General features: G+C 65.8%; 25 protein-coding genes and 1 tRNA gene. 8 read left to right on the forward strand and 18 right to left on the reverse strand.

What is annotated here, in order from left to right; translation table 11 throughout:
- Positions 1-113 precede the first annotated feature (113 nt).
- From ACI3K3_RS13925 to ACI3K3_RS13935, 3 genes are all read right to left on the reverse strand, one after another.
- Complete coding sequence (locus ACI3K3_RS13925; RefSeq protein ID WP_404914628.1) at positions 114-1265, reverse strand: glycosyltransferase family 4 protein; 1152 nt, start codon at positions 1263-1265, stop codon at positions 114-116.
- 231 nt (positions 1266-1496) lie between these two features.
- Positions 1497-1994, reverse strand: a complete 498-nt coding sequence (locus ACI3K3_RS13930; protein ID WP_404914630.1) for a hypothetical protein — start codon at positions 1992-1994, stop codon at positions 1497-1499.
- A gap of 284 nt (positions 1995-2278) precedes the next feature.
- Positions 2279-2638 carry a hypothetical protein gene (locus tag ACI3K3_RS13935; RefSeq protein WP_404914632.1) on the reverse strand — a complete coding sequence of 120 codons (360 nt, stop codon included), beginning with the start codon at positions 2636-2638 and terminating at the stop codon, positions 2279-2281.
- A gap of 261 nt (positions 2639-2899) precedes the next feature.
- Here ACI3K3_RS13935 and ACI3K3_RS13940 point away from each other — a divergent pair, with 261 nt between their 5' ends.
- Positions 2900-3784 carry an outer membrane protein gene (locus tag ACI3K3_RS13940; protein ID WP_404914634.1) on the forward strand — a complete coding sequence of 295 codons (885 nt, stop codon included), beginning with the start codon at positions 2900-2902 and terminating at the stop codon, positions 3782-3784.
- 124 nt (positions 3785-3908) lie between these two features.
- Here ACI3K3_RS13940 and typA read toward each other — a convergent pair whose 3' ends face one another.
- Positions 3909-5735 (reverse strand): translational GTPase TypA, encoded by a 1827-nt coding sequence (gene typA / locus ACI3K3_RS13945; RefSeq protein ID WP_404914636.1) that lies wholly within the window; start codon positions 5733-5735, stop codon positions 3909-3911.
- A gap of 741 nt (positions 5736-6476) precedes the next feature.
- On the opposite strand from typA, the gene ACI3K3_RS13950 reads away from it, so the two are divergent.
- Positions 6477-6941 (forward strand): DUF805 domain-containing protein, encoded by a 465-nt coding sequence (locus ACI3K3_RS13950; RefSeq protein ID WP_404914638.1) that lies wholly within the window; start codon positions 6477-6479, stop codon positions 6939-6941.
- A 9-nt stretch (positions 6942-6950) separates the two neighbouring features.
- Here ACI3K3_RS13950 and ACI3K3_RS13955 read toward each other — a convergent pair whose 3' ends face one another.
- Entirely contained in the window at positions 6951-9557 is a 2607-nt protein-coding gene (locus ACI3K3_RS13955) for an ABC transporter permease (RefSeq protein WP_404914640.1), read from the reverse strand.
- On the reverse strand, positions 9526-10236 hold the full coding sequence (locus ACI3K3_RS13960; RefSeq protein ID WP_404914642.1) for an ABC transporter ATP-binding protein: 711 nt from the start codon (positions 10234-10236) through the stop codon (positions 9526-9528). Before ACI3K3_RS13960 ends, ACI3K3_RS13955 begins: the two co-directional genes overlap by 32 nt.
- 37 nt (positions 10237-10273) lie before the next feature.
- Between ACI3K3_RS13960 and ACI3K3_RS13965 the strand changes: the two genes are divergently transcribed.
- On the forward strand, positions 10274-11011 hold the full coding sequence (locus tag ACI3K3_RS13965) for an arylesterase (protein ID WP_404914644.1): 738 nt from the start codon (positions 10274-10276) through the stop codon (positions 11009-11011).
- On the opposite strand, the gene recF is transcribed toward ACI3K3_RS13965, so the two are convergent.
- On the reverse strand, positions 10980-12071 hold the full coding sequence (gene recF, locus ACI3K3_RS13970; protein WP_404914646.1) for a DNA replication/repair protein RecF: 1092 nt from the start codon (positions 12069-12071) through the stop codon (positions 10980-10982). The two genes, ACI3K3_RS13965 and recF, sit on opposite strands and share 32 nt — an antisense overlap.
- Before the next feature lie 56 nt (positions 12072-12127).
- The gene (locus ACI3K3_RS13975) at positions 12128-12862 is read right to left on the reverse strand and encodes a queuosine precursor transporter (protein ID WP_404914703.1); all 735 of its coding nucleotides are present in this window, start codon (positions 12860-12862) and stop codon (positions 12128-12130) included.
- 219 nt (positions 12863-13081) lie between these two features.
- Here ACI3K3_RS13975 and ACI3K3_RS13980 point away from each other — a divergent pair.
- From ACI3K3_RS13980 to ACI3K3_RS13995, 4 genes are all read left to right on the forward strand, one after another.
- Positions 13082-13158, forward strand: a tRNA-Arg gene (locus tag ACI3K3_RS13980).
- A gap of 83 nt (positions 13159-13241) precedes the next feature.
- Positions 13242-14231: a bile acid:sodium symporter family protein gene (locus ACI3K3_RS13985; protein ID WP_404914648.1), complete on the forward strand. Its 990-nt coding sequence runs from the start codon at positions 13242-13244 to the stop codon at positions 14229-14231.
- Positions 14232-14265: 34 nt separating this feature from the next.
- On the forward strand, positions 14266-14595 hold the full coding sequence (locus tag ACI3K3_RS13990; RefSeq protein ID WP_404914650.1) for a PilZ domain-containing protein: 330 nt from the start codon (positions 14266-14268) through the stop codon (positions 14593-14595).
- Positions 14596-14872: 277 nt separating this feature from the next.
- A complete protein-coding gene (locus tag ACI3K3_RS13995; protein WP_404914652.1) occupies positions 14873-16129 on the forward strand; it encodes an MFS transporter in 1257 nt (418 codons plus the stop codon).
- A gap of 24 nt (positions 16130-16153) precedes the next feature.
- Here ACI3K3_RS13995 and ACI3K3_RS14000 read toward each other — a convergent pair whose 3' ends face one another.
- The 8 genes from ACI3K3_RS14000 to ACI3K3_RS14035 all read right to left on the reverse strand — a co-directional run bounded on the left by ACI3K3_RS14000 (position 16154) and on the right by ACI3K3_RS14035 (position 21159).
- On the reverse strand, positions 16154-16948 hold the full coding sequence (locus ACI3K3_RS14000) for an NUDIX hydrolase (RefSeq protein WP_404914654.1): 795 nt from the start codon (positions 16946-16948) through the stop codon (positions 16154-16156).
- 326 nt (positions 16949-17274) lie between these two features.
- Positions 17275-17604 carry a Grx4 family monothiol glutaredoxin gene (gene grxD, locus ACI3K3_RS14005; protein WP_313435741.1) on the reverse strand — a complete coding sequence of 110 codons (330 nt, stop codon included), beginning with the start codon at positions 17602-17604 and terminating at the stop codon, positions 17275-17277.
- A gap of 29 nt (positions 17605-17633) precedes the next feature.
- The gene (locus ACI3K3_RS14010) at positions 17634-17867 is read right to left on the reverse strand and encodes a BolA/IbaG family iron-sulfur metabolism protein (RefSeq protein ID WP_021232330.1); all 234 of its coding nucleotides are present in this window, start codon (positions 17865-17867) and stop codon (positions 17634-17636) included.
- A 27-nt stretch (positions 17868-17894) separates the two neighbouring features.
- On the reverse strand, positions 17895-18212 hold the full coding sequence (locus ACI3K3_RS14015) for a DUF1476 domain-containing protein (RefSeq protein ID WP_404914656.1): 318 nt from the start codon (positions 18210-18212) through the stop codon (positions 17895-17897).
- A 210-nt stretch (positions 18213-18422) separates the two neighbouring features.
- Positions 18423-19022: a 3-isopropylmalate dehydratase small subunit gene (gene leuD, locus ACI3K3_RS14020; protein ID WP_404914658.1), complete on the reverse strand. Its 600-nt coding sequence runs from the start codon at positions 19020-19022 to the stop codon at positions 18423-18425.
- Entirely contained in the window at positions 19022-19186 is a 165-nt protein-coding gene (locus ACI3K3_RS14025; protein ID WP_404914659.1) for a hypothetical protein, read from the reverse strand. The genes leuD and ACI3K3_RS14025 overlap by 1 nt, the downstream gene beginning before the upstream one ends.
- A gap of 7 nt (positions 19187-19193) precedes the next feature.
- Positions 19194-20627 carry a 3-isopropylmalate dehydratase large subunit gene (gene leuC, locus ACI3K3_RS14030; RefSeq protein WP_404914660.1) on the reverse strand — a complete coding sequence of 478 codons (1434 nt, stop codon included), beginning with the start codon at positions 20625-20627 and terminating at the stop codon, positions 19194-19196.
- A 157-nt stretch (positions 20628-20784) separates the two neighbouring features.
- The gene (locus ACI3K3_RS14035; protein WP_404914662.1) at positions 20785-21159 is read right to left on the reverse strand and encodes a hypothetical protein; all 375 of its coding nucleotides are present in this window, start codon (positions 21157-21159) and stop codon (positions 20785-20787) included.
- 300 nt (positions 21160-21459) lie between these two features.
- Here ACI3K3_RS14035 and ACI3K3_RS14040 point away from each other — a divergent pair, with 300 nt between their 5' ends.
- On the forward strand, positions 21460-21975 hold the full coding sequence (locus ACI3K3_RS14040; RefSeq protein WP_404914664.1) for a sterol desaturase family protein: 516 nt from the start codon (positions 21460-21462) through the stop codon (positions 21973-21975).
- Between the two features lie 175 nt (positions 21976-22150).
- On the opposite strand, the gene ACI3K3_RS14045 is transcribed toward ACI3K3_RS14040, so the two are convergent.
- Together ACI3K3_RS14045 and ACI3K3_RS14050 are read right to left on the reverse strand one after the other, a co-directional pair.
- Positions 22151-22510 carry a YbaN family protein gene (locus ACI3K3_RS14045; RefSeq protein WP_404914666.1) on the reverse strand — a complete coding sequence of 120 codons (360 nt, stop codon included), beginning with the start codon at positions 22508-22510 and terminating at the stop codon, positions 22151-22153.
- Positions 22507-22947 carry a SufE family protein gene (locus tag ACI3K3_RS14050; protein WP_404914705.1) on the reverse strand — a complete coding sequence of 147 codons (441 nt, stop codon included), beginning with the start codon at positions 22945-22947 and terminating at the stop codon, positions 22507-22509. Before ACI3K3_RS14050 ends, ACI3K3_RS14045 begins: the two co-directional genes overlap by 4 nt.
- Positions 22948-22989 lie beyond the last annotated feature (42 nt).

Consider the following 22989-nt stretch of genomic DNA (forward strand, 5'->3'; position numbering starts at 1 on the left):
CTCAGGATCCATCTTGCCGATCCCACCGCCGTTGATGGTCAGGAATGGATCCTGAAACAAGTTCAGGATGACGGAGAGTGGGATTGAAAGGACTCTCTAAAGTTGGAAGTGGCTCAGCCGCGCGAGCGCTGACGGACGAGGCGCACATAGGTGTCTGCCACAGCCTGGTTGATCCGATCCCAGCTGAAGTCGAGCGCGCGGGCTTCTCCAGCCAGGCCGTGCGCGGCGCGCAGTTCCGCGTTTTCGATGTAGGCCTTCAAGGCTTCGGCGAACTGGTGGATGGCACCCGGAGGAATCAGGCGCCCGGAAACGTGGTCGTCGACCAGGCTCTGGCTGCCGGTGGCGGCGGCGGCGATCACGGGGAGGCGGCAGGCCATCGCTTCCAGCGTGACGTTGCCGAAAGTTTCGGTGACCGAGGGGTTGAACAGCATGTCCATGCTGGCCACCGCGCGGGCAAGGTCGGCTCCCTGCTGGAAGCCGACGAAGGCCGCCTGCGGCAGGCGGGCCTGGAACCATTCGCGCGCCGGTCCTTCGCCGACGACGAGCACGCGATGCGCAACTCCCCGGCGGGTGAGGTCGTCCAGAGTGTCGGAAAAGACGTCGAGGCCTTTCTCCATGACCAGGCGGCCGAGGAAGCCCACGACCACTTCATGGTCCGCGATCCCCTGGGCGCGGCGCCAGGCAAGGTCGCGGCGATCGGGGTGGAAGATCTCGCGATCGACGCCGCGCGACCAGATCGACACATCGTAGTTCATGCGCTGCTCGCGAAGAAGCTGGGCCATCGATTCCGAAGGCGCCACCAGCGCATCGCAGCGGCGGTAGAAGCGGCGCAGGATCGCCTCGATCACGGGCTCGCCCCAGGCCATGTTGTAGTAGCGCAGGTAGGTCTCGAACCGGGTATGGACCGAAGCGAGCACCGGCAGGCTGCGCGCGCGCGCCCAGGTCACGGCCTGGTGCCCGACCGGATCGGGCGAGGAAACGTGCACGACGTTCGGCGCAAAATCCTTCAGGTCGCGGCGCGCCTTCATCGAGATGGCCAGCGGAACGCGATATTCGGGACGGTTCGGGATCGGCAGCGAATGGATGCCGATCAGGTCGCCGGTCGCTTCGAAGGCGGGGTTCTTGACCACCGGCGCGTAGACCCGGACTTGCGCGCCCTGACGCAGAAGATAGCCGACAAGGCGATTGAGCGCCTGGTTGGCACCGTCACGGACATAGTTGTAGTTGCCCGAAAACAGGGCGATGCGCAGATCGGCGGTTTGCATGGTGGGCGCCCCATAGCCTTCCCTGCCGCAAATGGCGAGTAGACTTCATGGCCGGTTGCTGGTTCCTGCGGAAAACCGCCGATCGGGATACTGTCCCCGGCGCGGCACAGCGCGCCGGGGAAGTTTGATCAGAGCATTTTCTAATCAGGTGGAATCACCTGATGACTGGGAAAATGCGGCAAACCAAAAACTAAGAGCGGTTGATCCGGTGCAGCAGGATCGGAAACCGCTCTAGCGGCGCCAATCGCGACGGCGGTCCCAGTCGCGGCGGTCGCGATCGCGACGTCGATCCCAGTCGCGCCCCCGATCCCACCGGTTCCGATCGCCCCGCCAGCCCCGGCGATCGTCTCGCCAGGCATGGCGGCCGTCGCGCCAGCGATCGCGGCCGCTCCAGCGGTCCCGATAATAGGGCGCATAGTACCGGTCGTAATAGCGATCTCGGTAGTACCGATTGGGGGCGCCGTCATAGTAGTAGTAATAGCCGGGACGGTCGCGAACGGTCACGTAGCGGCGGGAATCGTAGTAGCCGCGATCGTAGTATCGGTCGTCGTCGCGATCGGCCAGGGCCGCACCGAGAGCGAGGCCGATCACGCCCGCGCCGATGGCGATGGCCGCGTCGTTCCCGCCTCTGTCGTAGTAGTCTCGCGCCATGGCTGGCGCGGAAGCGGTCAGGGCCGAAGCCGCAAGCGCGGTCGCCAGCCCGAGGGACTTCCAGTTCAATTTGATCATATCGCACTCCTTTCCGGGCCAACCAAGTTACGGCGGAGTCGGTGGGCACGTTGGAGCATCAAAATCCGCCTCCGGCCGTGAACTTGGCGTGAATTCCGCCGGTCTATGGGTGGCCTTGCGACGAACCGCCCATCGCATGAAAAATGCCGGCGAAACAAAGACGCCCGGCCGCTTGGCCGGGCGTCTCCAGCAGGCCGGAGAGGGGTTTTTCCGGTCTGCCTCGGTAGCCGTGTCGATCAGTAGCCGTGTCGATCAGTAGCCGTGTCGATCAGTAGCCGTGTCGATCAGTAGCCGCGGCGGAAGTCACCGCGATCGCGGTCGTAGCCCCGGCGATAGTCGCCGCGCTGGTAGCGGTCGTAGTCGTCGCGGCTGTGGCGTCCGCCGTCGCGATACTGCCAGCTGCTGTTGTAGGCGGAGCCGTAGCTGCTCCCGTAATAGCGATCGTCCCGATAGCGATCGCGGTCGCGGTTGTTGTTCGAGGCCAGGATCGCGCCCAGGGCCACACCGATCACGCCGGCGCCGATAGCGACGGCGGCCGTGTTGTCGTTGTTGCGATAGTGGTCGCGCGCCATTGCGGGGGTGGCGCTTGCCAGCGCCGTGGCGGCGAGGGCGGTGGCGATCGCGGTGTTGCGGAAGAATGTCATAGTCGAAACTCCTTGCTGGGCAGGGGCTCCGGTGGGGCCGGGGTCTCGTCCCTTGTTGAAGTTCTTCTACGCTGATGAGGCTGAACCGGATCGAAGCGAGCCTAGCAGATTCCGTTCAGGTTTGTACGTCATTGTATGAATGGTCCTGCGCCTGTTCTCCGCCCATCTGCTATTCATCGTCGGTTCGTCGCAGAAAAGGAAACAAAATCCGCTGGTTGAACTTCACGCAGAGCCAAGCATGAATTTGACAGGGATATTACCATGAAAACTGCCCGCCTTCTTTCGTCGGCAATCGGCCTCGCGGTCGCCGTCGTTGCGGTTCCGGCCATGGCGCAGGACGATACGGCCCCGGCCACCGCGCCCATCGCCGTCGACACCCCTGCGCGCAACAGCCACTTCGACGGCCCCTATGTCCAGGCGTTCGGAGGTCTTTCGACTCGCGGGAACGACAGTGGAGACGGCCTGCGCTTCGATACCGACGGTGACGGCCGTTACGACAATACGGTAAACACCGCTGCTGGGGCGAATGCCTTTGCTCCCGGTTTCTGCAACGGCCGCGCGCTGGGCGCGACCCCTGACGGCGGTTGCCGTAGCGACAAGGACGGCGCCGAATACGGCGTGCGCTTCGGTTACGACAAGCGCATGGGCAACTTCGTGCTCGGCGGCCTCGTGGAAGGCGTGAAGAGCGAGGCCAAGGACGCCACGTCCGGCTTCAGCAGCACGCCCGCCAGCTATGTGATCCAGCGCCAGCTCGACTATGGCCTCAATGCCCGCCTGCGTGCTGGCTACACGCCGGGCGGCGGCGCGCTGTTCTATGTGACGGGCGGTGGCGGCGTCGCCAAGATCGACCACACCTTCCTGACCACCAACACGGCGAACTCGTTCGATCCGCAGCGGAACAACAAGCTGGTCTGGGGCTGGCAGGCCGGCGGCGGCGGCGAAATCATGGTCGCCCGCAACGTCAGCCTTGGCCTTGAGTACCTCTACAACCGCTACAACGACAACAAGTACAGCGTCGAAGTCGGCCCCGGCACCGCGCCGGCAACCAATCCATTCCTGATCGATTCGGGCTCGACGAGCATCAAGGGATCGAACAAGAACTTCTCGTATCACTCGCTGCGCGCGACGGTCGGGTTCCAGTTCTGATCCCTACCATACCCTGATTGGGAGAGGGCCGAAAACGGCTCCAGTACACGAGAAAGGGGCGGCAACCCTGCGGTTGCCGCCCCTTTTTTCCTGATTGGCCGACGGCGCCGAAGCGCCGGAAGGATCAGTCCTTCTTGCGGCTCTGCTTCTTGCGCTCGTTCGGGTCGAGGAACGCCTTGCGCAGACGGATCGACTGCGGGGTCACTTCGACCATTTCGTCGTCGTCGATATAGGCGATCGCCTGCTCCAGCGTCATCACGCGGGGCGGGGTGAGGCGGATGGCGTCGTCCTTGCCGGTCGAACGGAAGTTCGTCAGCTGCTTCGACTTCATCGGGTTCACTTCGAGATCGTCGGGCTTGGCGTTTTCGCCGATGATCATGCCCTCATAGATCTTTTCCTGCGGCTTCACGAACAGGATGCCGCGATCTTCGAGGCTGTTCAGCGCGTAGCCGACGGCTTCACCGGTGCCGTTCGAGATCAGCACGCCGTTCTGGCGGCCTTCGATCGGGCCCTTGTGCGCGTCGTACTTCTCGAACAGGCGGTTCATGATGCCGGTGCCGCGGGTGTCCGAAAGGAATTCGCCGTGGTAGCCGATCAGGCCGCGCGAAGGGGCCGAGAAGGTGATGCGGGTCTTGCCGGCGCCCGAAGGACGCATGTCGGTAAGCTCGGCCTTGCGGCGCTGCATCTTCTCGACGACGGTGCCCGAGAATTCGTCGTCCACGTCGATCACGACGGTTTCGTACGGCTCGGTGCGGCCGCCCTTTTCGTCGGTGCCGAACAGCACGCGCGGGCGGCTGATGCCCAGCTCGAAGCCTTCGCGGCGCATCGTTTCGATGACGACGCCCAGCTGGAGTTCGCCGCGACCGGCAACTTCGAAGCTGTCGCGGTCGGCCGATTCGGTGACGCGGATGGCGACGTTGGTTTCCGCTTCGCGCATCAGGCGGTCGCGGATCATGCGGCTGGTGACCTTGTCGCCTTCACGGCCCGCGAGCGGCGAGTCGTTGACGGCGAATCGCATCGCCAGGGTCGGCGGATCGATCGGCTGGGCCTTGATCGGCACCGAAACCGAGGGATCGGCGATGGTGTTCGACACGGTGGCCTTCTCGAGGCCGGCCAGCGCGATGATGTCACCCGCGCGGGCTTCTTCCACGGGAACGCGGTCCAGACCACGGAACGACAGCACCTTGGTGGCGCGGCCGACTTCGATCACCTTGCCGTCGGCGTCGATGGCGCGGATCGGGTCGTTGACCTTCAGCGTGCCGGACTGGACGCGGCCGGTGAGGACGCGGCCCATGAAGTTGTCACGGTCGAGCAGGGTGGCGAGGAACGAGAACGGCGCGTCCTGATCGAGATCGGGCGCGGGAACGTGCTCGACGATCTTTTCGAACAGCGGGGTCAGGTTGCCTTCGCGCGCGTCCGGATCGTAGCTGGCGTAGCCGTTGCGGCCCGAAGCGTAGAGGGTCGGGAAGTCGAGCTGTTCGTCGTTGGCGTCGAGGCTGACGAAGAGGTCGAACACTTCGTCCAGCACTTCGGCGTGACGGCCGTCGGGACGGTCGATCTTGTTGACGACGACGATCGGCTTCAGGCCGAGGCCCAGCGCCTTGCCGGTGACGAACTTGGTCTGCGGCATCGCGCCTTCCGACGAGTCCACCAGCAGGACGACGCCGTCGACCATCGAGAGGATGCGTTCGACTTCGGCGCCGAAGTCGGCGTGGCCGGGGGTGTCGACGATGTTGATGCGGTAGCCGTTCCACTCGATCGAAGTCGGCTTCGCAAGGATGGTGATCCCGCGTTCCTTTTCGAGGTCGTTGGAGTCCATGGCGCGTTCTTCGATGCGCTGGTTCTCACGGAACGTGCCGGACTGGCGGAAAAGCTGGTCGACAAGGGTGGTCTTGCCATGGTCGACGTGCGCAATAATTGCGATATTGCGCAAGGGAAGCGGGGCGGACATGCGTTGCCTATCGGTTCGAGGAGTTGGCCAGCAGCGCATGCTGCGCCGCAAAATTGGCGCGCCCTTAACCGATCCCGGCAAATTCGGCAAGCGTGCAAGGCGTTCCGTGCAATTGTGGCACTTGTGTCACATCCGGAAGATGCTTTCGAATTAGCCGCTTGATTGCCTGCAAGAGTGATTGTTCGGCGCGCATTATTCTCTTAGTGTCGGCTGCGTAATCAAGGGCGAGACGGTGACTCGAGAAGTGCACCGCCGCCGGGAGAGGATGCTAAAGGCTTTCCCCAACGGGTTTCCCGTCGGCCGGCTTTGTCATCCATGGAATCGAGATCCAGCCACGCCGTCATGGCGCGGCGGCGCGTTACCGGCGCACAGCCGGAGCGTGACAAGGCGGAACCGGCGGCAGGGGAGGAGACGCAGGAACCGCAAACTCAGTCAGGGACGCGCAGGGTTTCCCGCGCGTCCCTTTTCCTTGCGCGTTTTCCTTGAAAAATGCCCCGTATGGGCGTTTTAGAGCGGCACCAGCCCGCGCCCCCACCCTATCACCCGCAGGATACTACCGATGGGAGGTAGGGTGGGGGCGCGGGCTGGTGCCGCAAAATTCGCCTGCGGCGAATTTCCAAACTGCTTTCGTCCCTTTTCCTTTTTCCTGTTTTGCCGGAACATTTCCGTGCCTTGCCCGCTTCGCTTCGCGGCTTATACTCGCGCCATCTAGCAAGGCATTGAGCAAGAGGGGAAAAGACTATGCTTGAATATATGATCCTGCCGTTCAAGCGCTACGCGGACTTCAAGGGGCGTTCGCTGCGGATCGAATACTGGGGCTTCGCCCTGCTGAACTTCATCGTCTTCGCGGTGATCCTGGGCATTTCAATGGTCTTGGGGCTTTCCTTCGACGCCTTCCAGCAGCTCGAACAAGGCGGCGATCCCTCGGCCCTGTTCGGTGCCGGCTTCTTCGTTCTCGTCGGTCTTGCGGGCATCTACAGCCTTGCGGTCTTCATCCCCAGCATCGCCGTGGCGGTGCGCCGCTTCCACGACCGTGACATGAGCGGCTGGTGGTATCTGGGCCTGATCGTCCTCGGCGTGATTCCGTTCGTTGGCTGGATCGCGACGATCGCCTCGTTCGTCATCACCTGCCTGCCCGGCACGCCCGGCCCCAACCGCTTCGGCATGGACCCGCGCGACCCCACCGGCGCCGAAGTCTTCGCTTAAGTTCCGGGCTTAAAGCTCCCGCAATGCCCTTGCCGGTTTCGCCCGCAGCAGCGGCAGCGAGCCGGCGAGGGCAAACGTCAGGATGAGGGCAATCCCGGCGCCGAGCACGGCCAGGATGCGTGGCCAATCGGGCAACCAGTCGAACTCGAACAGCTTGACGATCACCGCCCAGGCCATGGCGCTGCCCGCACCGAGCGCGACCACGGCGAGTACCGCAGCGATCAGCCCGTACTCCGCGACCTGAAGCAGCAGGAGCTGGCCCCGGCTGGCGCCCAGCACGCGCAGGATCACGTTGTCGTAAGTGCGGCTGGCGCGTGCCGCCGCGATCGCGCCGAACAGCACCGCAAGACCCGCCAGCACGGCTACCGAGGCGGCAGCGAGAATGGCCAGCGTCATCTGGTCCAGCAGATCGCGCGCGTCGCGCAGCACGGTGCCGGTTTCGATCACCGAGCTTGACGGGAAGGCGCGGGCGAGGCGGGGCAGCAGCCGGCTCGAATCCTGTCCGCCTGAAGCCTTTCCGTCCGGAGCCTCGATGGTCGCTGCCAGATTGTGCGGCGCATCCGCCAGCGCGTTGGGCGAGAACACCAGCACGAAGTTGAAGCCCAGCGTGTCCCAGTCGATCCGGCGCAGCGCGGCAATCCTTGCAGTGCGCTCCACGCCGAGCAGGCCGATCGTCAGGTAGTCTCCCACCTTCAGGCCCATCGTCTGCGCGAACTTCTCGTCGACTGAGACGAGCGGCTCTCCGGCGTGGTCGGCAGGCCACCAGCGGCCGGAGGTGACGGTGCTGCCTTCTGGCACCTTGGCCGAATAGGTCAGTCCGCGCTCGCCCTTGAGGGCCCAGGCGTCCTCGGGAATTTCCTTCAAATCCGATACGCGGGTCATGCGGTCCTTCGGGCCATAGGCGAGGATGCGGCCGCGCATGTTCGGCACCGTCCGCACGATCGCGCCGGGCATCTCGCGTCCGGCGATCTGGCGCAGTTCACCGGCCTTGTCCTTCGGAACGTCGAGCAGGAAGAAGGCTGGGGCGCGGGCCGGCACGGTCTTGCGGATGTTGGCGTCGAGGCTGGTCTGGACGGCGGCGATCAGCACGAAGGCGGAAAGGCCGAAGCCCAGCGCCGTCACCAGCGCGCCGGTCTGGGCGCCGGGACGGTGGAGGTTGGCGAGGCCCGCGCGCAGCATGGGGTCGCGCGGGCGGGGCAGGCGCGCGGCGAGCTGCCGGATGCCGAGCCCGATCAGCGCCAGCAAGGCGAGCATCAGCGCGGCGCCGGCCAGGAAGCCCAGCGTCACCAGGGGTTGGGCTGCGTTGAGCAGCGCCAGGGCGACCACGGCGGCGAGGCCGAGGCCGACGGGCAGAAGCCAGGCCCGGCGTTTCGCCGCCAGCGGCGCCACTTGTGCGCGCATCAGCGCCATTGCCGGGAAGCTGCGCGCCCTTGCAAGCGGCGGCGCCGCGAAGATCAGCGCCACCAGCAGGCCATAGGCCGCAGCCGTGGCCAGCGCGGCAGGCGATATCGTGAACCCCGTATCGACCGGAAGCAGCGATCCCAGCGCCTGCGCCAGCAGCGGCGTCACCAGCACACCCGCCACGAGCCCGGCGACACTGCCGACAAGCGCCGCCGCGCCCACTTGCAGCAGATAGATTCGCGCGATGTCGCGGCTCGTGGCGCCGAGCACCTTGAGCGTCGCGATCGAGCTGCGCCGCGCTTCCAGATAAGAGGATACCCCGCCGCCGATGCCGATCCCGGCGATGACCAGCGCCGCCAGGCCCACCAGCGCAAGGAACTGGCCCATCCGGCTGATGAAGCGCTGCGTGGAGGGCGATGCCGCGTTGCGGGTGCGGGCGTCGAAGGCGTCGTCGCCGAAGCGCTTCTTGAGCGTATCGACCACGGTGTCCGGATCGCGGACCGGATCGGCGAAGCGCACGCGGGTGGCGCTGCGATACATGGCGCCCGGCTGGGTCAGCCCCGCGAGTTCAGGCAAGTCGAGCGTCGAAATCGCGGTGTCGCCCAGCGCGAAGCCTTCGGAAAGCTTTTCCGGATCGCTGGCGATCACGCCGCCGACCCGCTGGTCCACGCCGCCGAGGGACACGGTATCACCCGGTTTCACCTCAAGGCGCGCGGCCGTCCCTTCCGACAGCCAGACCACGCCTTGTGGCGGCGCGCCGACCTTGCGGCCGTCCTTGAGTTCCAGGCGGCCATAGAGCGGCCAATGCACGTCCACCGCCTTCAACGCCACGGGTGCCGTGAGGTCGCCCTTGCGCGCGATGGCCTGCAGGCGCAGCCCCGCCGAGACCTTGCCATAGCGGGCGAGCGCGGAGATTTCCTTGTCCGACAGGCTGCGCTGCCAGGTCTTGAGTTCGATGTCGCCGCCCAGCACCTCACGCCCGCGCGTCGTCAATTCGCGCTCGATCGAGCCGGTCAGCGTACCGATGGCGGCCAGCGCGCCGACGCCCAGGAACAGGCAGACCAGCAGCAGACGCAGGCCCTTGAACCGCGCCGAAAGATCGCGCCGGGCCAGCTTCCAGGCGGTACTCCAGGGAAGCGCGTCACTGGGCAGGTGGGGGCCGAGCGTCGAAGCAGGCGATTGGTCAGGCAAGTCGGTCGCTCGCGATCCGGCCATCGGCCAGAGTCACCACGCGCTCGCAGTGATGGGCGAGGCTTTCATCGTGGGTGATGATGAGCAGGGTCGCCCCCGCCTCGGCGCGGCGGGTGAACAGCAGGTCGACGATCGTGGCGCCGGTGGCGGCATCGAGATTGCCGGTCGGTTCGTCGGCGAAGACCAGCGAGGGGCGCGGGGCCAGCGCGCGGGCGATCGCCACGCGCTGCTGTTCGCCGCCGGAAAGCTGCGCGGGATAGTGCGAAAGGCGATGGCCGAGCCCGACGGCGGCCAGTTCCGCCTCGGCCCGCTCGCGGGCGTCGGCCATTCCGGCCAGTTCCAGCGGGGTGGCCACGTTCTCGACAGCGGTCATCGTCGGCAGGAGGTGGAATGCCTGGAGCACCACGCCGATCCGTCCGCGCCGCGCGCGGGCCAGCGCGTCCTCGTCCATGGCCGCGAAATCCTCTCCGGCAACGCTCAGCGATCCCGAACTCGCCCGCTCCAGCCCGGAAAGAACCGACATCAGCGAGGACTTGCCCGAGCCCGAGGGGCCGAGCAGGGCCACGGTCTGGCCGCGGGGCACGACGAGGTCGATACCCTTGAGGATTTCGACCGCGCTGTCGCCGCTGCCGAGGGTGAGGCGCAGGTCCTGCGCGAGAATTGACGGGGCGGGGGGCTGGGAAGGATCGTTCACAGGCCCCATATGGCGAGGCGAAACCCCGTTTTTCAAGGAGAAAGCCTTGCACGCTCACGCGAAAGTCCTGCTGGTTCCCGCGCTGCTGCTGCCCGTCCTGCTCGGCGCCTGCGACAGGGGAGCAGATAGAGCGGCTTCGGCTGCGTCGGAGCAGACGCAAGGCGCCGTCGATGCGCCGCCCGCGATTCCCGTCATGGGGCCGGAGCGACCGATCCTGGCATTCGGGGATTCGCTGCTGGCAGGCTACGGCCTTGATGACGGCGAAAGCTACCCCGACCGGCTCGAACAGGCGCTGCGCGCGCGCGGGGTGAACGCGAAGATCGCCAATGCCGGCGTTTCCGGAGATACCACGGCGGCGGGGCTGGAGCGGCTGGACTTCACGTTGAAGAGCCAGTCCCCGAAACCGGAACTCGCGATCGTCAGCCTGGGCGGCAACGACATGCTGCGTTCGCTGCCGCCTGCCGAGACACGCCGAAACCTGGAGGACGTGCTCAAGCGGCTGAAGGGCGATAACATTCGCATCGTCCTGCTCGGCATGATGGCCGCACCCAATCTGGGCAAGGACTATGCGGAAAAGTTCAATCCGATCTATCCCCAGCTCGCCCAGAAATACGGGGCAACGCTGGTGCCGTTCTTCCTTCAGCCGGTGATCGACAAGCCGGACCTGATGCAGCAGGACCACGTCCACCCGACCGCACTGGGCATCGACGCGATCGTCAGCGCGACGGTGGACGATGTGGTGGAGGCGCTTCCTAACTTAAGCGGCGGACCGAGCCCGAGCTGACCTCCCAGACGGCTGCCTCCTTGGCGATGGCATCGAACGGCGCCAGTTCCGTGCCGGTCAGCCAGACTTGCGCGGAGCCTGCCCGGAGGCGGTCGAACAGGGCCTCGCGGCGCAGCGGGTCGAGATGGGCGGCCACTTCGTCCAGCAGCAGCAGGCGTGGGCGCTGCTCCGCGCCGCCTTCCAGAAGCTGGGAGTGGGCCAGCGTGATCGCGATCAGCATCGCCTTCTGCTCGCCGGTCGAGCAGTCGGCGGCGGGCTGGCCTTTGCCTGAAAGCGTGACGCGAATCTCGTCGCGATGCGGCCCGGTCAGGGTGCGCTGCGCGGCGCGCTCCCGCGCGCGGCCTTCGCGAAGCGCGCGGATGAGAGCCTCGGTTTCGATCGGCCCGCCCGGTTGATAGGCGAGCGAAGGCCGCGCGAACGGCGATTCCGGCAAGGCGGCCAGCGTGTGCTCCAGCTTTTCGACCAGATCGGCGCGCGCCATGGCGACCATCGATCCGGCCTCGGCAAGTTGCATTTCGATCGCATCGAGCCAGCGCGGGTCTGGGGGCATGTCGTCCGACAGCAGGCGATTGCGTTCGCGCAGCGCATTCTCGAGACGAGTAGCATTGCCGGCGTGATCGGGGCGGACGGCCAGCACCAGCCGGTCGAGGAACCGGCGCCGCGCGCCGGCGCCCTCCACGAAGAGCCGGTCCATCGCCGGGGTCAGCCAACCGATCGACATCCATTCCGCCAGCCGCACGGCGGGCGCTTCGGCTCCGTTGATCTGGACCAGCCGCCGCCCCGGTCGCTCGGGCAGGACGCCGGTGCCGAGCTGCACCGGCTCTTCTCCTTCCACGAGAAGCGCGGCGCTGACCGCGAAGCCGCCGTCGAACTGCTGACCCGGCATGTCGCCCAGCCCGGCGCGGCGCAGTCCCCGTCCGGGCGAAAGCAGCGATATGGCTTCGAGCACGTTCGTCTTGCCCGCGCCGTTTTCGCCGACCAAGAGATTGAACTGCGCCGTGCCGTCCACCGCGGTTTCGCGATGGTTGCGGAAACGGGACAGGAGGATGCGATCGAGCATGGTCGGCGCGGACCTAACGGGGTGGGCGGGTCATGCCAAGCCGAAGGCGCGCTTTATTATGGCGTTGCGGCCGGTCTGCCCGTCTTCGCGAAAGGCGAGAAGTCCACGTTGCTGTCGAACACGTCCACGCCCTCGCGCCGCTTGAGCCAGCCGACGACGGCGTAAGTCAGGGGCGTGAGCACGACTTCCCATCCGGTCTTGATCAGCCACTGCGTCAACGCCAACAAGGCGATTGAATGCGGCGTGAACCCGGCGACGCCAAGGAAGGCGAGGGGGTAGAACAGCGCGCTGTCCACGCCCTGTCCGAACACCGTCGATCCGATGGTGCGGGTCCACAAGTGTTTGCCTTTGGTCCAGACTTTCATCCGCGCCAGCACGAAGGAATTGACGAACTCGCCGGCCCAGAACGCGCAGACGGAAGCGAAGACGATACGCGGGGTCTGCCCGAAGATCGCGTAGTAGGCGGCCTGGTTCGGCGCCGTCACCTGCTGGCCGGCGACCGTGTAGGTTGCCGAGGCGAGCGCCCATTCGGGATTGGCGGGAATCCCGACGACCACCACGCTCATCAGCACCATGAACAGCAGCGCGAAGAAGCCCACCCAGATGCAGCGGCGGGCGTTGGCATAGCCGTAGACCTCGGTCAGCACGTCGCCGATGATGTAGGACACCGGAAAGAACAGCACGCCCGCGCCGAACGTGACCGGGCCGACGAGGGGAAAGTCGACTTGCGCCTGCTTGGCCGCGCCGATCAGGTTGGAGAGCAGCAGGATTACCACGAAGGCGACCAGCATGTAATCGAAGTAGCGGAAGTGGCGTCGCGCCCCGGCGAGGCCGTCGATGCGGGCAAGAGTGCCTGGTCCGGAAGAACCGGAGCCGGAAAAATCGGGGCCGATAGGGTCTGCTTCGCTCATCGGCTGTGCGTAACCCGTCGCCGCAATGCCGCAAAGCACAACTTGCGACGTCCATGCGGTTTGCGCGAGCGGCGAACCGCGCTATGGGAGGCGCGACGCGCGCCCGTAGCTCAGCTGGATAGAGCACGAGCCTTCTAAGCTTGGGGTCACAGGTTCGAACCCTGTCGGGCGCGCCACATCTTATTGTTCTTGCGGTTTTTGCATGGGCGAGGCTCGGTTGCGGGTTTTGCCGAGGAGCGCGAGAGCCTAGGGAGAGCGCATGAATCGCTTTCTCGCCCGGCTGAACATCGATCCCTACCTCCTGATGCTGCTCTCGACCGTCGGATTGGCCTCCGTGCTGCCGGCGCGTGGCGTCTGGGCGGGACTCGCGGGCGGTGTGACCGACGCCGCCATCGCGCTGCTGTTTTTCCTGCACGGCGCCAAGCTCTCGCGGGAGGCGATCCTCGAAGGCGCGCGAGCGTGGAAGCTGCACCTGACGGTCGGCTGCCTGACCTTCGTGATCTTCCCCCTGCTGGGGCTTGGCATCAGGGCCATTCCCGGACTGGAACCCTCGCTGGGCACGGGCATGCTGTTCCTCACCCTGCTGCCCTCCACCGTGCAGTCCTCGATCGCCTTCACCGCGATAGCAGGCGGGAATGTGGCGGCGGCGGTGTGCAGCGCCTCGTTCTCGAACCTCGCCGGGATCTTCGTCACGCCCGTGCTCACGGCGCTGTTCATCACCGGCAGCGCGCAGGGCTTCTCGACCGATCCGATCGTTTCGATATCGCTGCAACTGCTGTTGCCCTTCGTGACCGGGCATCTGCTGCGGCCGTGGATCGGCGGCTTCGTGCAGCGTCACAAGAAAGTGATCGGCTATACCGATCGCGGCTCGATCCTCCTGGTAGTCTATACGGCATTCGGCGCGGCGGTGCTGGAGGGCCTGTGGCAGAAGGTGACGCCGGCCGAGCTGGCGCTGATCGCGGTCCTGTCGCTGGCGCTGCTGGCCGCCATCATGGTGATCGGCAATGTGCTGGGCCGCCTGCTGGGCTTCCGGCACGAGGATCGTCTGGTGATCCTGTTCTGCGGCTCCAAGAAAAGCCTGGCCACCGGCGTCCCGCTGGCCGGCGTGCTGTTCCCGGCGGCGCAAGTGGGCGCCGTGATCCTGCCGCTGATGTTCTTCCACCAGATCCAGCTGATGGTCTGCGCCGTGCTGGCCAAACGGCTGGCCCGGAAGCACGATGAAGCGCCGGCCGTCGAAGAGGCGACTTAAGGGTTGATCAACCGGTTTGCGGCATAACCGGATCATGGACCGCCCCTTTCTCCAGCGCCGATCTCGCCGACAGCCGGTTTCGCTGGCGGCACAATGCCGCACGGCCAGCGGCTTGCGCGACCGGGGCGAGATTTCCGACATCACTACCGAAGGCTGCTGCCTCCACATGGCCGGGCCGTTCTTTCGCGTGGGCATGCGCGTGGTGATTCGCCCCCAAGGGCTGGAAGGCCTTACCGGCATCGTCCGCTGGATCAGCGGGGACTTCGCGGGCATCGAGTTCGACCGCCCGCTCTACGCGCCCGTGGTCGACCATCTCGTTCGGCTCCACGCGACGTTCACGCCCGATCGGCGCGCGGTCGGTTAAAGGCTATTTTGAAATTCGCGAAATGCGAATTTCGCGGCACCAGCCCACGCCCCCACCCGACCACCCGCAGGATACTACCGTTGGGTGGTCGGGTGGGGGCGTGGGCTGGTGCCGCAACGAGAATGCCTGAGGCATTTTCCAGACGAAGCGCAGCTTCGCCCCGGCGTTATTTTCTGGTCGTGGGAGCAATATTCTCGCGCCCGGTCATCGGCCACGTATCCTCCCGGCAAAGACATGCACGGCGAAAAGCCGGCACTTCGCCATCCGGGAGAGAACCATGGCACATGCAGCCGGCGATACGCCGGATATTCCGAATCACCCTCTGGCAATTCGCATGGGCGTCATCGCCGGGGTGGCGCACAATCTGATCATCGGCACGATCATGGGATCCTTCGGGATCATGCTGGCTTCGGTCGAGCAGCGCCTCGGCGTCAGCGCGGAGGCTGCCGCTGCCGGTATCCCCCTGGTGCTGGTGGGGTCATCGATATTGGCTCCGTTCGTGGGGGTGCTGATCGCGAGGATTTCCTTGCGACTGCTGCTGCTGGCCGGATCGGTGCTGGCGGCGGGCGGATATGTCGTGCTGGCCTTCACCCAGAGCTACGCGCTTTATCTGGTGGCTTATGGGCTGTTCTTCGGGCCTGCATTGAGCCTTGCCGGATCGATCGGACCGGCCACGCTGGTCACGCGCTGGTTCCACGGCAATCGCGGGCTCGCGCTCGGCATCGTTCACCTGCCGGTGGTCATCGCGATCATGCCGTGGCTGCTGCACAACATGCTGGATGGCATCGCGCCGACCACGCTCTACCTCACCATCGGCCTCGTCACCGCCGCGATCCTGATCCCGCTCAGCCTGATGGCAATCGACCACCCGCCCGGCAGGGAGACCGAAGCCCCGGTTTCCCCCGATCGGCGCACGTCGGACGGATCGCTCAGTGTCGCCCAACTGCTCGCCGCGCCTCGGTTCTGGGCGCTTTGCCTGGCGGCGGTGGCGAGCATGACAAGTTCCATCATGCTCGGCTCGCTGCTGGTGCCCATGGGTGAATCCTGGGGCTTTACGCGTGCGGAATCCGCGCAGCTCCAGTCGATCATGTCGCTCGCCGGGTTCGCCGGATCGATCATCTTCGGATGGTTGGCAGACAAGCTCGGCGGTGGTCGCTCGCTGGCGCTTATCGGTTTCAACTGCGCGATGCTGTGGGCGGTGTTGCTGCTTCATCCGTCGTTCGCCGTTGCGGCCGTGGTCGTGGGCCTGATCGGCATGCACGGTGTCGGTGCGATTCCCACGCTGGGTCGCGGTCTTTCCGACACCTTCGGGCAGGCCAGCTACAGCCGCGGCTTCGGGCTGAACACGTTGATCGGCCTGCCGTTCATCGCCTCGGCCGTGATCGGATCGGCCAAGGCCTTCACGCTCACCGGCAGCTACGACCCGGCGATCAAGGCGATGACGGTTTTCTTCGTACTGGCTGTCATACTGGGCCTGTTCGCGGCGACCGGGCCCAAGGTGGAAGGGCCGGACGCCGTTCCCGAGCCGGCCTGACCTGAAGGCAAGGCCGGTCGCGGATCAGCCGCGATCGGCTTTGGCCCTGAGTTGCCCGCGCACCGGATAGCCATGGCCATCCGGAATCAGCAGCCATTCCTCTCCCTCGACCGTCTCGATCCGAGGATGGATGCGTTCCACCGGATGACGGCGGATATCGGCTAGCGCCTCCTCGTGGTTGGCGAAGCGGGCAAGCCGTTCCAGGTTGCGGCGCGTGGGGAAGATCACGGCAATCTCGCCCCGATCCGCCATGTCGAGCGCCTGCGCGGCGCTGGCCCAGAACAGCCGGGTGTTTTCGGTGGCGTCCACGGTCACGTCGACGGCGCCGGTGCCCAGGTCTGTTACGAAGAACCGCGTATCGAACCCCTTGTCCCATGGCGGGCACCAGTGGGCATAGAGCACGAGCCGTTCGGGCGCGAGCGTCCAGCCGAAATGCCCGAGCACCGGGCCAAGAGCGCCCTGTTCCAGCAGCATGAGACGCGCGCCTGCCGCTTCCGCAGCGCTGACCGGCTGGTGGGTCGCGACCATCAGCCCGGTTTCTTCCAGGGTCTCGCGAATGGCCGCTATCCTAGCGGCGGCCAGTTCGATGGGCTCATCCGGCAGGAGCGCGGCGGCCAGCTCACGATCGGCGGGATCGACGCGGCCGCCGGGGAAGACCGCCGCACCGCCGGCAAAGCGCATTTCGCGGGCGCGCTGGACCATCAGCAGTTCGGGAGGCCCGCCGTCGGCAGCGTTGCGGAAGATCACGAGAGTCGCCGCGGGCACGACCTGCGGGCCGTCCGCGGGCATGGGATCGTTGCTGGGAGCATAGAGGGTCATGACGCGAGTTTGCGTGGCCCACCGGGAGAGGCAAGCGTAATCGTGCGGGGTATTGGCCATATCGGCAACGCATCGCACCTGTCGGTATGCTTTACAGTTTTATGGGCGCGGTGCTCGGGCATCCCGGGAAAACTGCGGAATTTGGCGCTATTCCGCAATTGGCACGCCTCGTGCTTATAGGATAACGTACCCTCGAGTATTCTCGATCGAGACGGGGCCGAATGTCTCCCGGCCCCGTCTCACCCGAGCCGCTTCCCTACACGCTGCCATGAAAAAGCGCCCGAGGTTGCCCCCGGACGCTTCGGAATTGCTTGCAATGGCGCCGATCAGCCCTGGGTGGCAAGGCCGGTATCGATGAAGAGCTGGTGCAGTTCGCCCGCCTCGTACATCTCCATCATGATGTCGCTGCCGCCGACGAATTCGCCCTTCACGTAGAGCTGCGGGATCGTGGGCCAATCCGAATAGGCCTTGATGCCCTGGCGGATTTCCATGTCCTGAAGCACGTCGACGCTTTCATAGGGCGCGCCAAGCTGTTCGAGGATGGCGATCGCGCGGCTGGAGAAGCCGCACTGCGGGAACAGCGGCGTGCCCTTCATGAACAGGACGATGTCGTTGTTCTTTACAATCGCGTCGATACGGGCGTTGACGTCGGACATTTCGCTAAAACCTTCAGAATGTGCCGACATCAATTGGGGACGGCGGTGGTGAGTTGCAAGGCGTGGAGCACGCCGCCCATGCGGCCGCCCAGCGCTTCGTAGACCATCTTGTGCTGGGCCACGCGAGGCTTGCCCGCGAAAGCCGCGCTGGTGACGCGCGCGGCGTAATGGTCGCCGTCTCCTGCAAGATCGGTGATCTCGACCGTCGCGTCGGGCAGGGCGGCGCGGATCATGGCTTCGATTTCACTGGCGGGCATCGCCATGGCAGATTCCTTTGAAGCGGCGGGCTATCAGCCCAGGAAGGCGCGGCGCGCCTCGACCTGCTTTTCTTCGAGCGCGGTGCGGATTTCGGGTTCGGAGGCATCGACGCCGGCGGCGATCAGGTCGCCCAGCAGCTTGCGGATCACGTCCTCGTCGCCGGCTTCTTCGAAGTCGGCCTGGACCACGGCCTTGGCATAGGCTTCGGTTTCGGCCTGAGAAAGGCCCATACGCGCGGCGGCCCATTCGCCCAGCAGACGGTTGCGGCGCGCCTGGATGCGAAACTGGGTGTCTGCATCATGCACGAACTTGGCCTCTTCGCCGCGTTCGCGATCCTGGAAACTCGTCATCGGATACCCTCGGATTAGGACTTCATCCTGCCGATAGGGGGCGAAGCGGGTCGGGGCAATGGAGATTTGTCCGTCGTCCCGGACTTGATCCGGGATCGCTGGCAGTTCCTGAGGCGGTAGCTTGCTTGAGAGCGCCCTGCCGCGAGGTGGGCTGTTCACGGCCAGCGGTCCCGGATCAAGTCCGGGACGACGGGATATCAGGACGGGTCTTCAGGCCGTCGCGGGTGCCTTTGCCAGGAACGGCAGCGCGTCGCGCGCCTTCGCTTCGTGGGCCGCGATCGCATCGCCCTGGGCCATGGTCAGGCCCACTTCGTCCAGCCCGCCCAGCAGGCAGTGCTTGCGGAAGGGGTCGATTTCGAAGCTGTAGCGGTCCTGGAAACGCGTGGTGACGGTCTGGGTCTCCAGATCGATCTCGATCGGATCGGTCTGCGCCACTTCCATCAGACGGTCGATCGCTTCCTGCGGCAGCGCCACGGTAAGGATGCCGTTCTTGAAGGCGTTGCCCGAGAAAATGTCCGAGAAACTGGGCGCGATCACGCTGGTCACGCCCATGTCGAGCAGGGCCCAGGCGGCATGTTCGCGGCTGGAGCCGCAGCCGAAGTTGTCGCCCGCGATCAGGATCGGCGCGCCCGAGAACTCGGGGTTCTCGAACACGTTGCCCTCTTCCTTCTTCACCGCCTCGAAAGCGCCCTTGCCGAGGCCTTCGCGGGTGATGGTCTTGAGCCAGTGCGCCGGGATGATGACGTCGGTGTCGACGTTCTTGCGGCCGAACGGGATGGCCCGTCCGGCAACGTGGGAGATCGCCTGCATCAATCGGTCTCGGGTGCGTGTTCGGGGTGGAGCGGCTTTTCGCTGGCGCGCGCCTTGCGGCGCTTCACGAACAGCATCGCCGCGGCGATAGCAGCGGAACCGATGGCGGCGCCGGCGGCGAGAGCGGCCTTGCCGGCCAGGTTGTTTTCCGAATCGTTCGACATGTCGTGCTTATCCTACCAGTTCGCGCACATCGGTGAGCCTGCCGGTAACCGCGGCGGCGGCGGCCATGGCGGGGCTCATCAGGTGGGTTCGGCTGCCGGGGCCCTGGCGGCCGGTGAAGTTGCGGTTGCTGGTCGAGGCGCAGCGCTCCCCGGCCGGAACCTTGTCGGGGTTCATGGCGAGACAGGCCGAGCAGCCCGGTTCGCGCCATTCCAGGCCCGCCTCGACGATGATCTTGTCCAGTCCCTCGGCCTCGGCCTGCGCCTTGACCAGGCCCGAGCCGGGGACGACGATCGCCCACTTCACGTTGTCCGCCTTGTGGCGGCCCTTGAGCACGGCGGCGGCGGCGCGGATGTCCTCGATGCGGCTGTTGGTGCACGAACCGATGAAGACGTTCTGCACTTCCACGTCGGTGAGGCGGGTGCCGGGCGTCAGGCCCATGTAGTCGAGGCTGACCTTCACCGCGTCACGCTTGGAGGCGTCGGCGAAGTCTTCCGGCGCGGGGACCACGCCGCCGATCGCGGACGTATCCTCGGGGCTGGTGCCCCAGGTGACGGTCGGCTGGATATCCTCGGCGCGGATCGAGACGGTCTTGTCGAACGTAGCGCCCTGGTCGGTGGCAAGGCTGTTCCACCAGGCCACGGCCTTGTCCCAATCGTCGCCCTTGGGCGCATAGGGGCGGCCTTCGACATAGGCGATCGTGGTCTCGTCCGGCGCGATCAGGCCGGCGCGGGCGCCGCCCTCGATGGCCATGTTGCAGACGGTGAGGCGGCCTTCGACCGACATTTCCTCGAACACGTTGCCGCGGAACTCGATCACATAGCCGGTGCCGCCGGCGGTGCCGATCACGCCGATGATATGAAGGACCACGTCCTTGGGCGTCACCCCTGCGCCAAGCTGGCCGTCCACGCGGACCTCGAAGCTCTTCGACTGCTTGAGCAGCAGGGTCTGCGTGGCGAGGACATGTTCGACTTCGCTGGTGCCGATGCCGAATGCCAGTGCGCCGATGCCGCCGTGGCAGGCGGTGTGGCTATCGCCGCAGACGATCGTGGCGCCAGGCAGGGAGAAGCCCTGCTCGGGACCGACGACGTGGACGATGCCCTGTTCGGCATCGGTGGCGTCGATGTAGCGCACGCCGAATTCGGGCGCGTTCCGCTTCAGCGCGGCAAGCTGCTGCGCGCTTTCGGGATCGGTGATCGGCAGGACACGCCCTTCGGCGTCCTTGCGCGCGGTGGTGGGCAGGTTGTGGTCGGGAACCGCAAGCGTAAGATCGGGGCGGCGCACCGGACGACCGGCCACGCGTAGGCTTTCGAAAGCCTGCGGGCTCGTCACTTCGTGCACGAGGTGACGGTCGATATAGATGAGGCTGGTTCCGTCGTCTCGGGTGTCGACGACGTGGGCGTCCCAGATCTTCTGGTAGAGGGTGCGCGGTTTCGTGGTCATGGTGAAAGCGCGATTAGGCGCGCCGGACCCGCAATTCAAGGGGAACCGGCGCGCCTTTTCGCGCAACATTATTCGCTATGCGGCCAATCGCAGCTTTTCACGATCAGCGGCGCCATCGTACTTGCCGCTATCAGCGGCGCCTTTGAGCTTGCCGCTATCAGCGGCGGTGATCATTGCGGTCGTTCCGCTCGGCGCGGAGCGCGGCGTGGACGCGGTCGACCCTGTTCTGAAGCGTCTGGACCTCGCGGCTGGTCAGGCCGCCTCGCGCATAAGTCGTGTGGAGACGCTGGATCTGCACGGCTTCGTTGCGGAGACGCTGGGCTTCGCGCTGGCTGATGGTGCGGCGGGCGGCGGCGCGGTCGATCTGGCTGCGCAGTCCCGCGATGTCGGAGCGGATCCTGGCCTCGCGATTCGGCGTGATGCGGGCGGCTTCGCGGTGGGGTGCGGCAGCTTCGGCAATGCCGGGCGCGACAGCTGCGACGCCCAGCGCGGCAACCAGGGCGGGAGCGATAAGACGGGTGATCTTGCGCATGGGACTTTTCCTTCTGTTTCCGGCGTTTGTTCCGTGCATTCAGATTTAGAAGCCCGAACATGAACGCCAGAAGACTGAGAGGTCACAGTCCTGTCGGCATTTGTAACTAAGTGTCTCAGGCATCGGCCTGTAGAGGCACCTTGCGACCCAACGGGAGAGGGCGCCTGAAAGAAAAGGAATGCAGGGCAGCCGTGTGCCACCTTGCGTCGTCACGGCTGCATCTGCATTCCGACTTTCGCAGCGCCTTCGGCGTGGCACTGATCACCTGACATTTGCCGTTGAGGAGGCTAGAAGGCCGCCATGTCCTTCCTATCCGCCGCCTTGATCGTGCTCGCTTCCGCCGCAGCCATGGAATTCGTGGCCTGGGCCAGCCACAAGTACATCATGCATGGTTTCGGCTGGTCCTGGCATCGCGATCACCACGAGCCGCACGACAATCTGCTGGAGAAGAATGATCTCTACGCTCTGGTCGGCGCGGCCATCAGCATTTCCATGTTCGCCGTGGGGGCGCCGCTGGTCATGGGCTCGGACGCCTGGGAGCCGGGAACCTGGATCGGTCTGGGCGTGCTGCTCTACGGTGTGATCTATACGCTGATCCACGACGGCCTGGTCCACCAGCGCTATTTCCGCTGGGTGCCCAAGCGCGGCTACGCCAAGCGGCTGGTGCAGGCGCACAAGCTCCACCACGCCACGATCGGCAAGGAGGGCGGGGTGAGCTTCGGCTTCGTGATCGCGCGCGATCCGGCGGTGCTGAAGCGGGAACTGCGGCAGCAGCGGGAGCAAGGCGTTGCCGTTCTGCGCGAGGCGGTGGAGTAGCACTTCGCCGGATTAGAAACATGGTCGGAGTAGGGGAATCGTCGTCCCGGACTTGATCCGGGACCGCTGGCAGTTCTTCAGGTGATAGCTTGCGTGAGAGCGCCCTGCCGCGAGGTGGGCCGTTCACGGCCAGCGGTCCCGGATCAAGTCCGGGACGACGGTTGCTCTTTGCGGCTTACTCCGCGCGCGTCCAGATCCACGGCCCGATCACCGCCAGCACGCCAAGCGGGATCAGCACCCAGGGCCAGCCCACGGTGAACCAGGTGAACGGGATCGAGGCACTCATCGCCAGGATCGCGGAAACCTTGCCCTTGCGGCTGATCGCGCGGCGGTCGCGCCATTCGCGCAAGTTGTGGCCGTAATGGGGGTGGTTGTAGAGCCGCTCCGCCCATTCCGGATGGCTCTTGCCGAAGCACCAGGCCGCCAGCAGGTAGAACACCACAGTGGGCATCACCGGCAGGAAGATTCCGATCGTGCCAAGGGCAACGAAGAACAGCCCCGCCGCCATCCATGCGTGGCGGCTGACGTGCTTCATGCGTTTCCTGCGGCTCCGGCGCTTCCCGCGCCTTGCGCATAACGCGCCGCCGTTTCGCGGATCAGCGCGATCATGTTCGGCACGCCCTGGGTGCGGTTGGACGAGAGCTGGTTCTTGAGGTCGAACGGCTCCAGCGCGGCGGCGATGTCGGTCCGTGCCACTTCGGCGGCGGGTTTGTCCTGCACGGCGGAGATCACCAGCGAGACGATGCCCTTGGTGATGGCCGCGTTGCTGTCTGCCAGGAAGTGCAGCGTGCCGTCGTCCTGCGCCATCGGATAGACCCAGACGCTGGCCGAGCAGCCGCGCACTTTGGTGGCGTCCGTCTTCAGCGCGTCGGGCATGGGATCGAGTTCGGCGCCGAGGCCGATCAGCAGGCGATAGCGTTCATCGCCTTCGGAAAACTCGTATTCTTCGCGGATGTCGTCGAGGCTGCGCATGCTCATGCCATTTAAGCGCGGCGCGGGCGAGGGCAAGGGGAA

Source organism: Novosphingobium sp. ZW T3_23, assembly GCF_044987305.1.
GTDB lineage: Bacteria > Pseudomonadota > Alphaproteobacteria > Sphingomonadales > Sphingomonadaceae > Novosphingobium.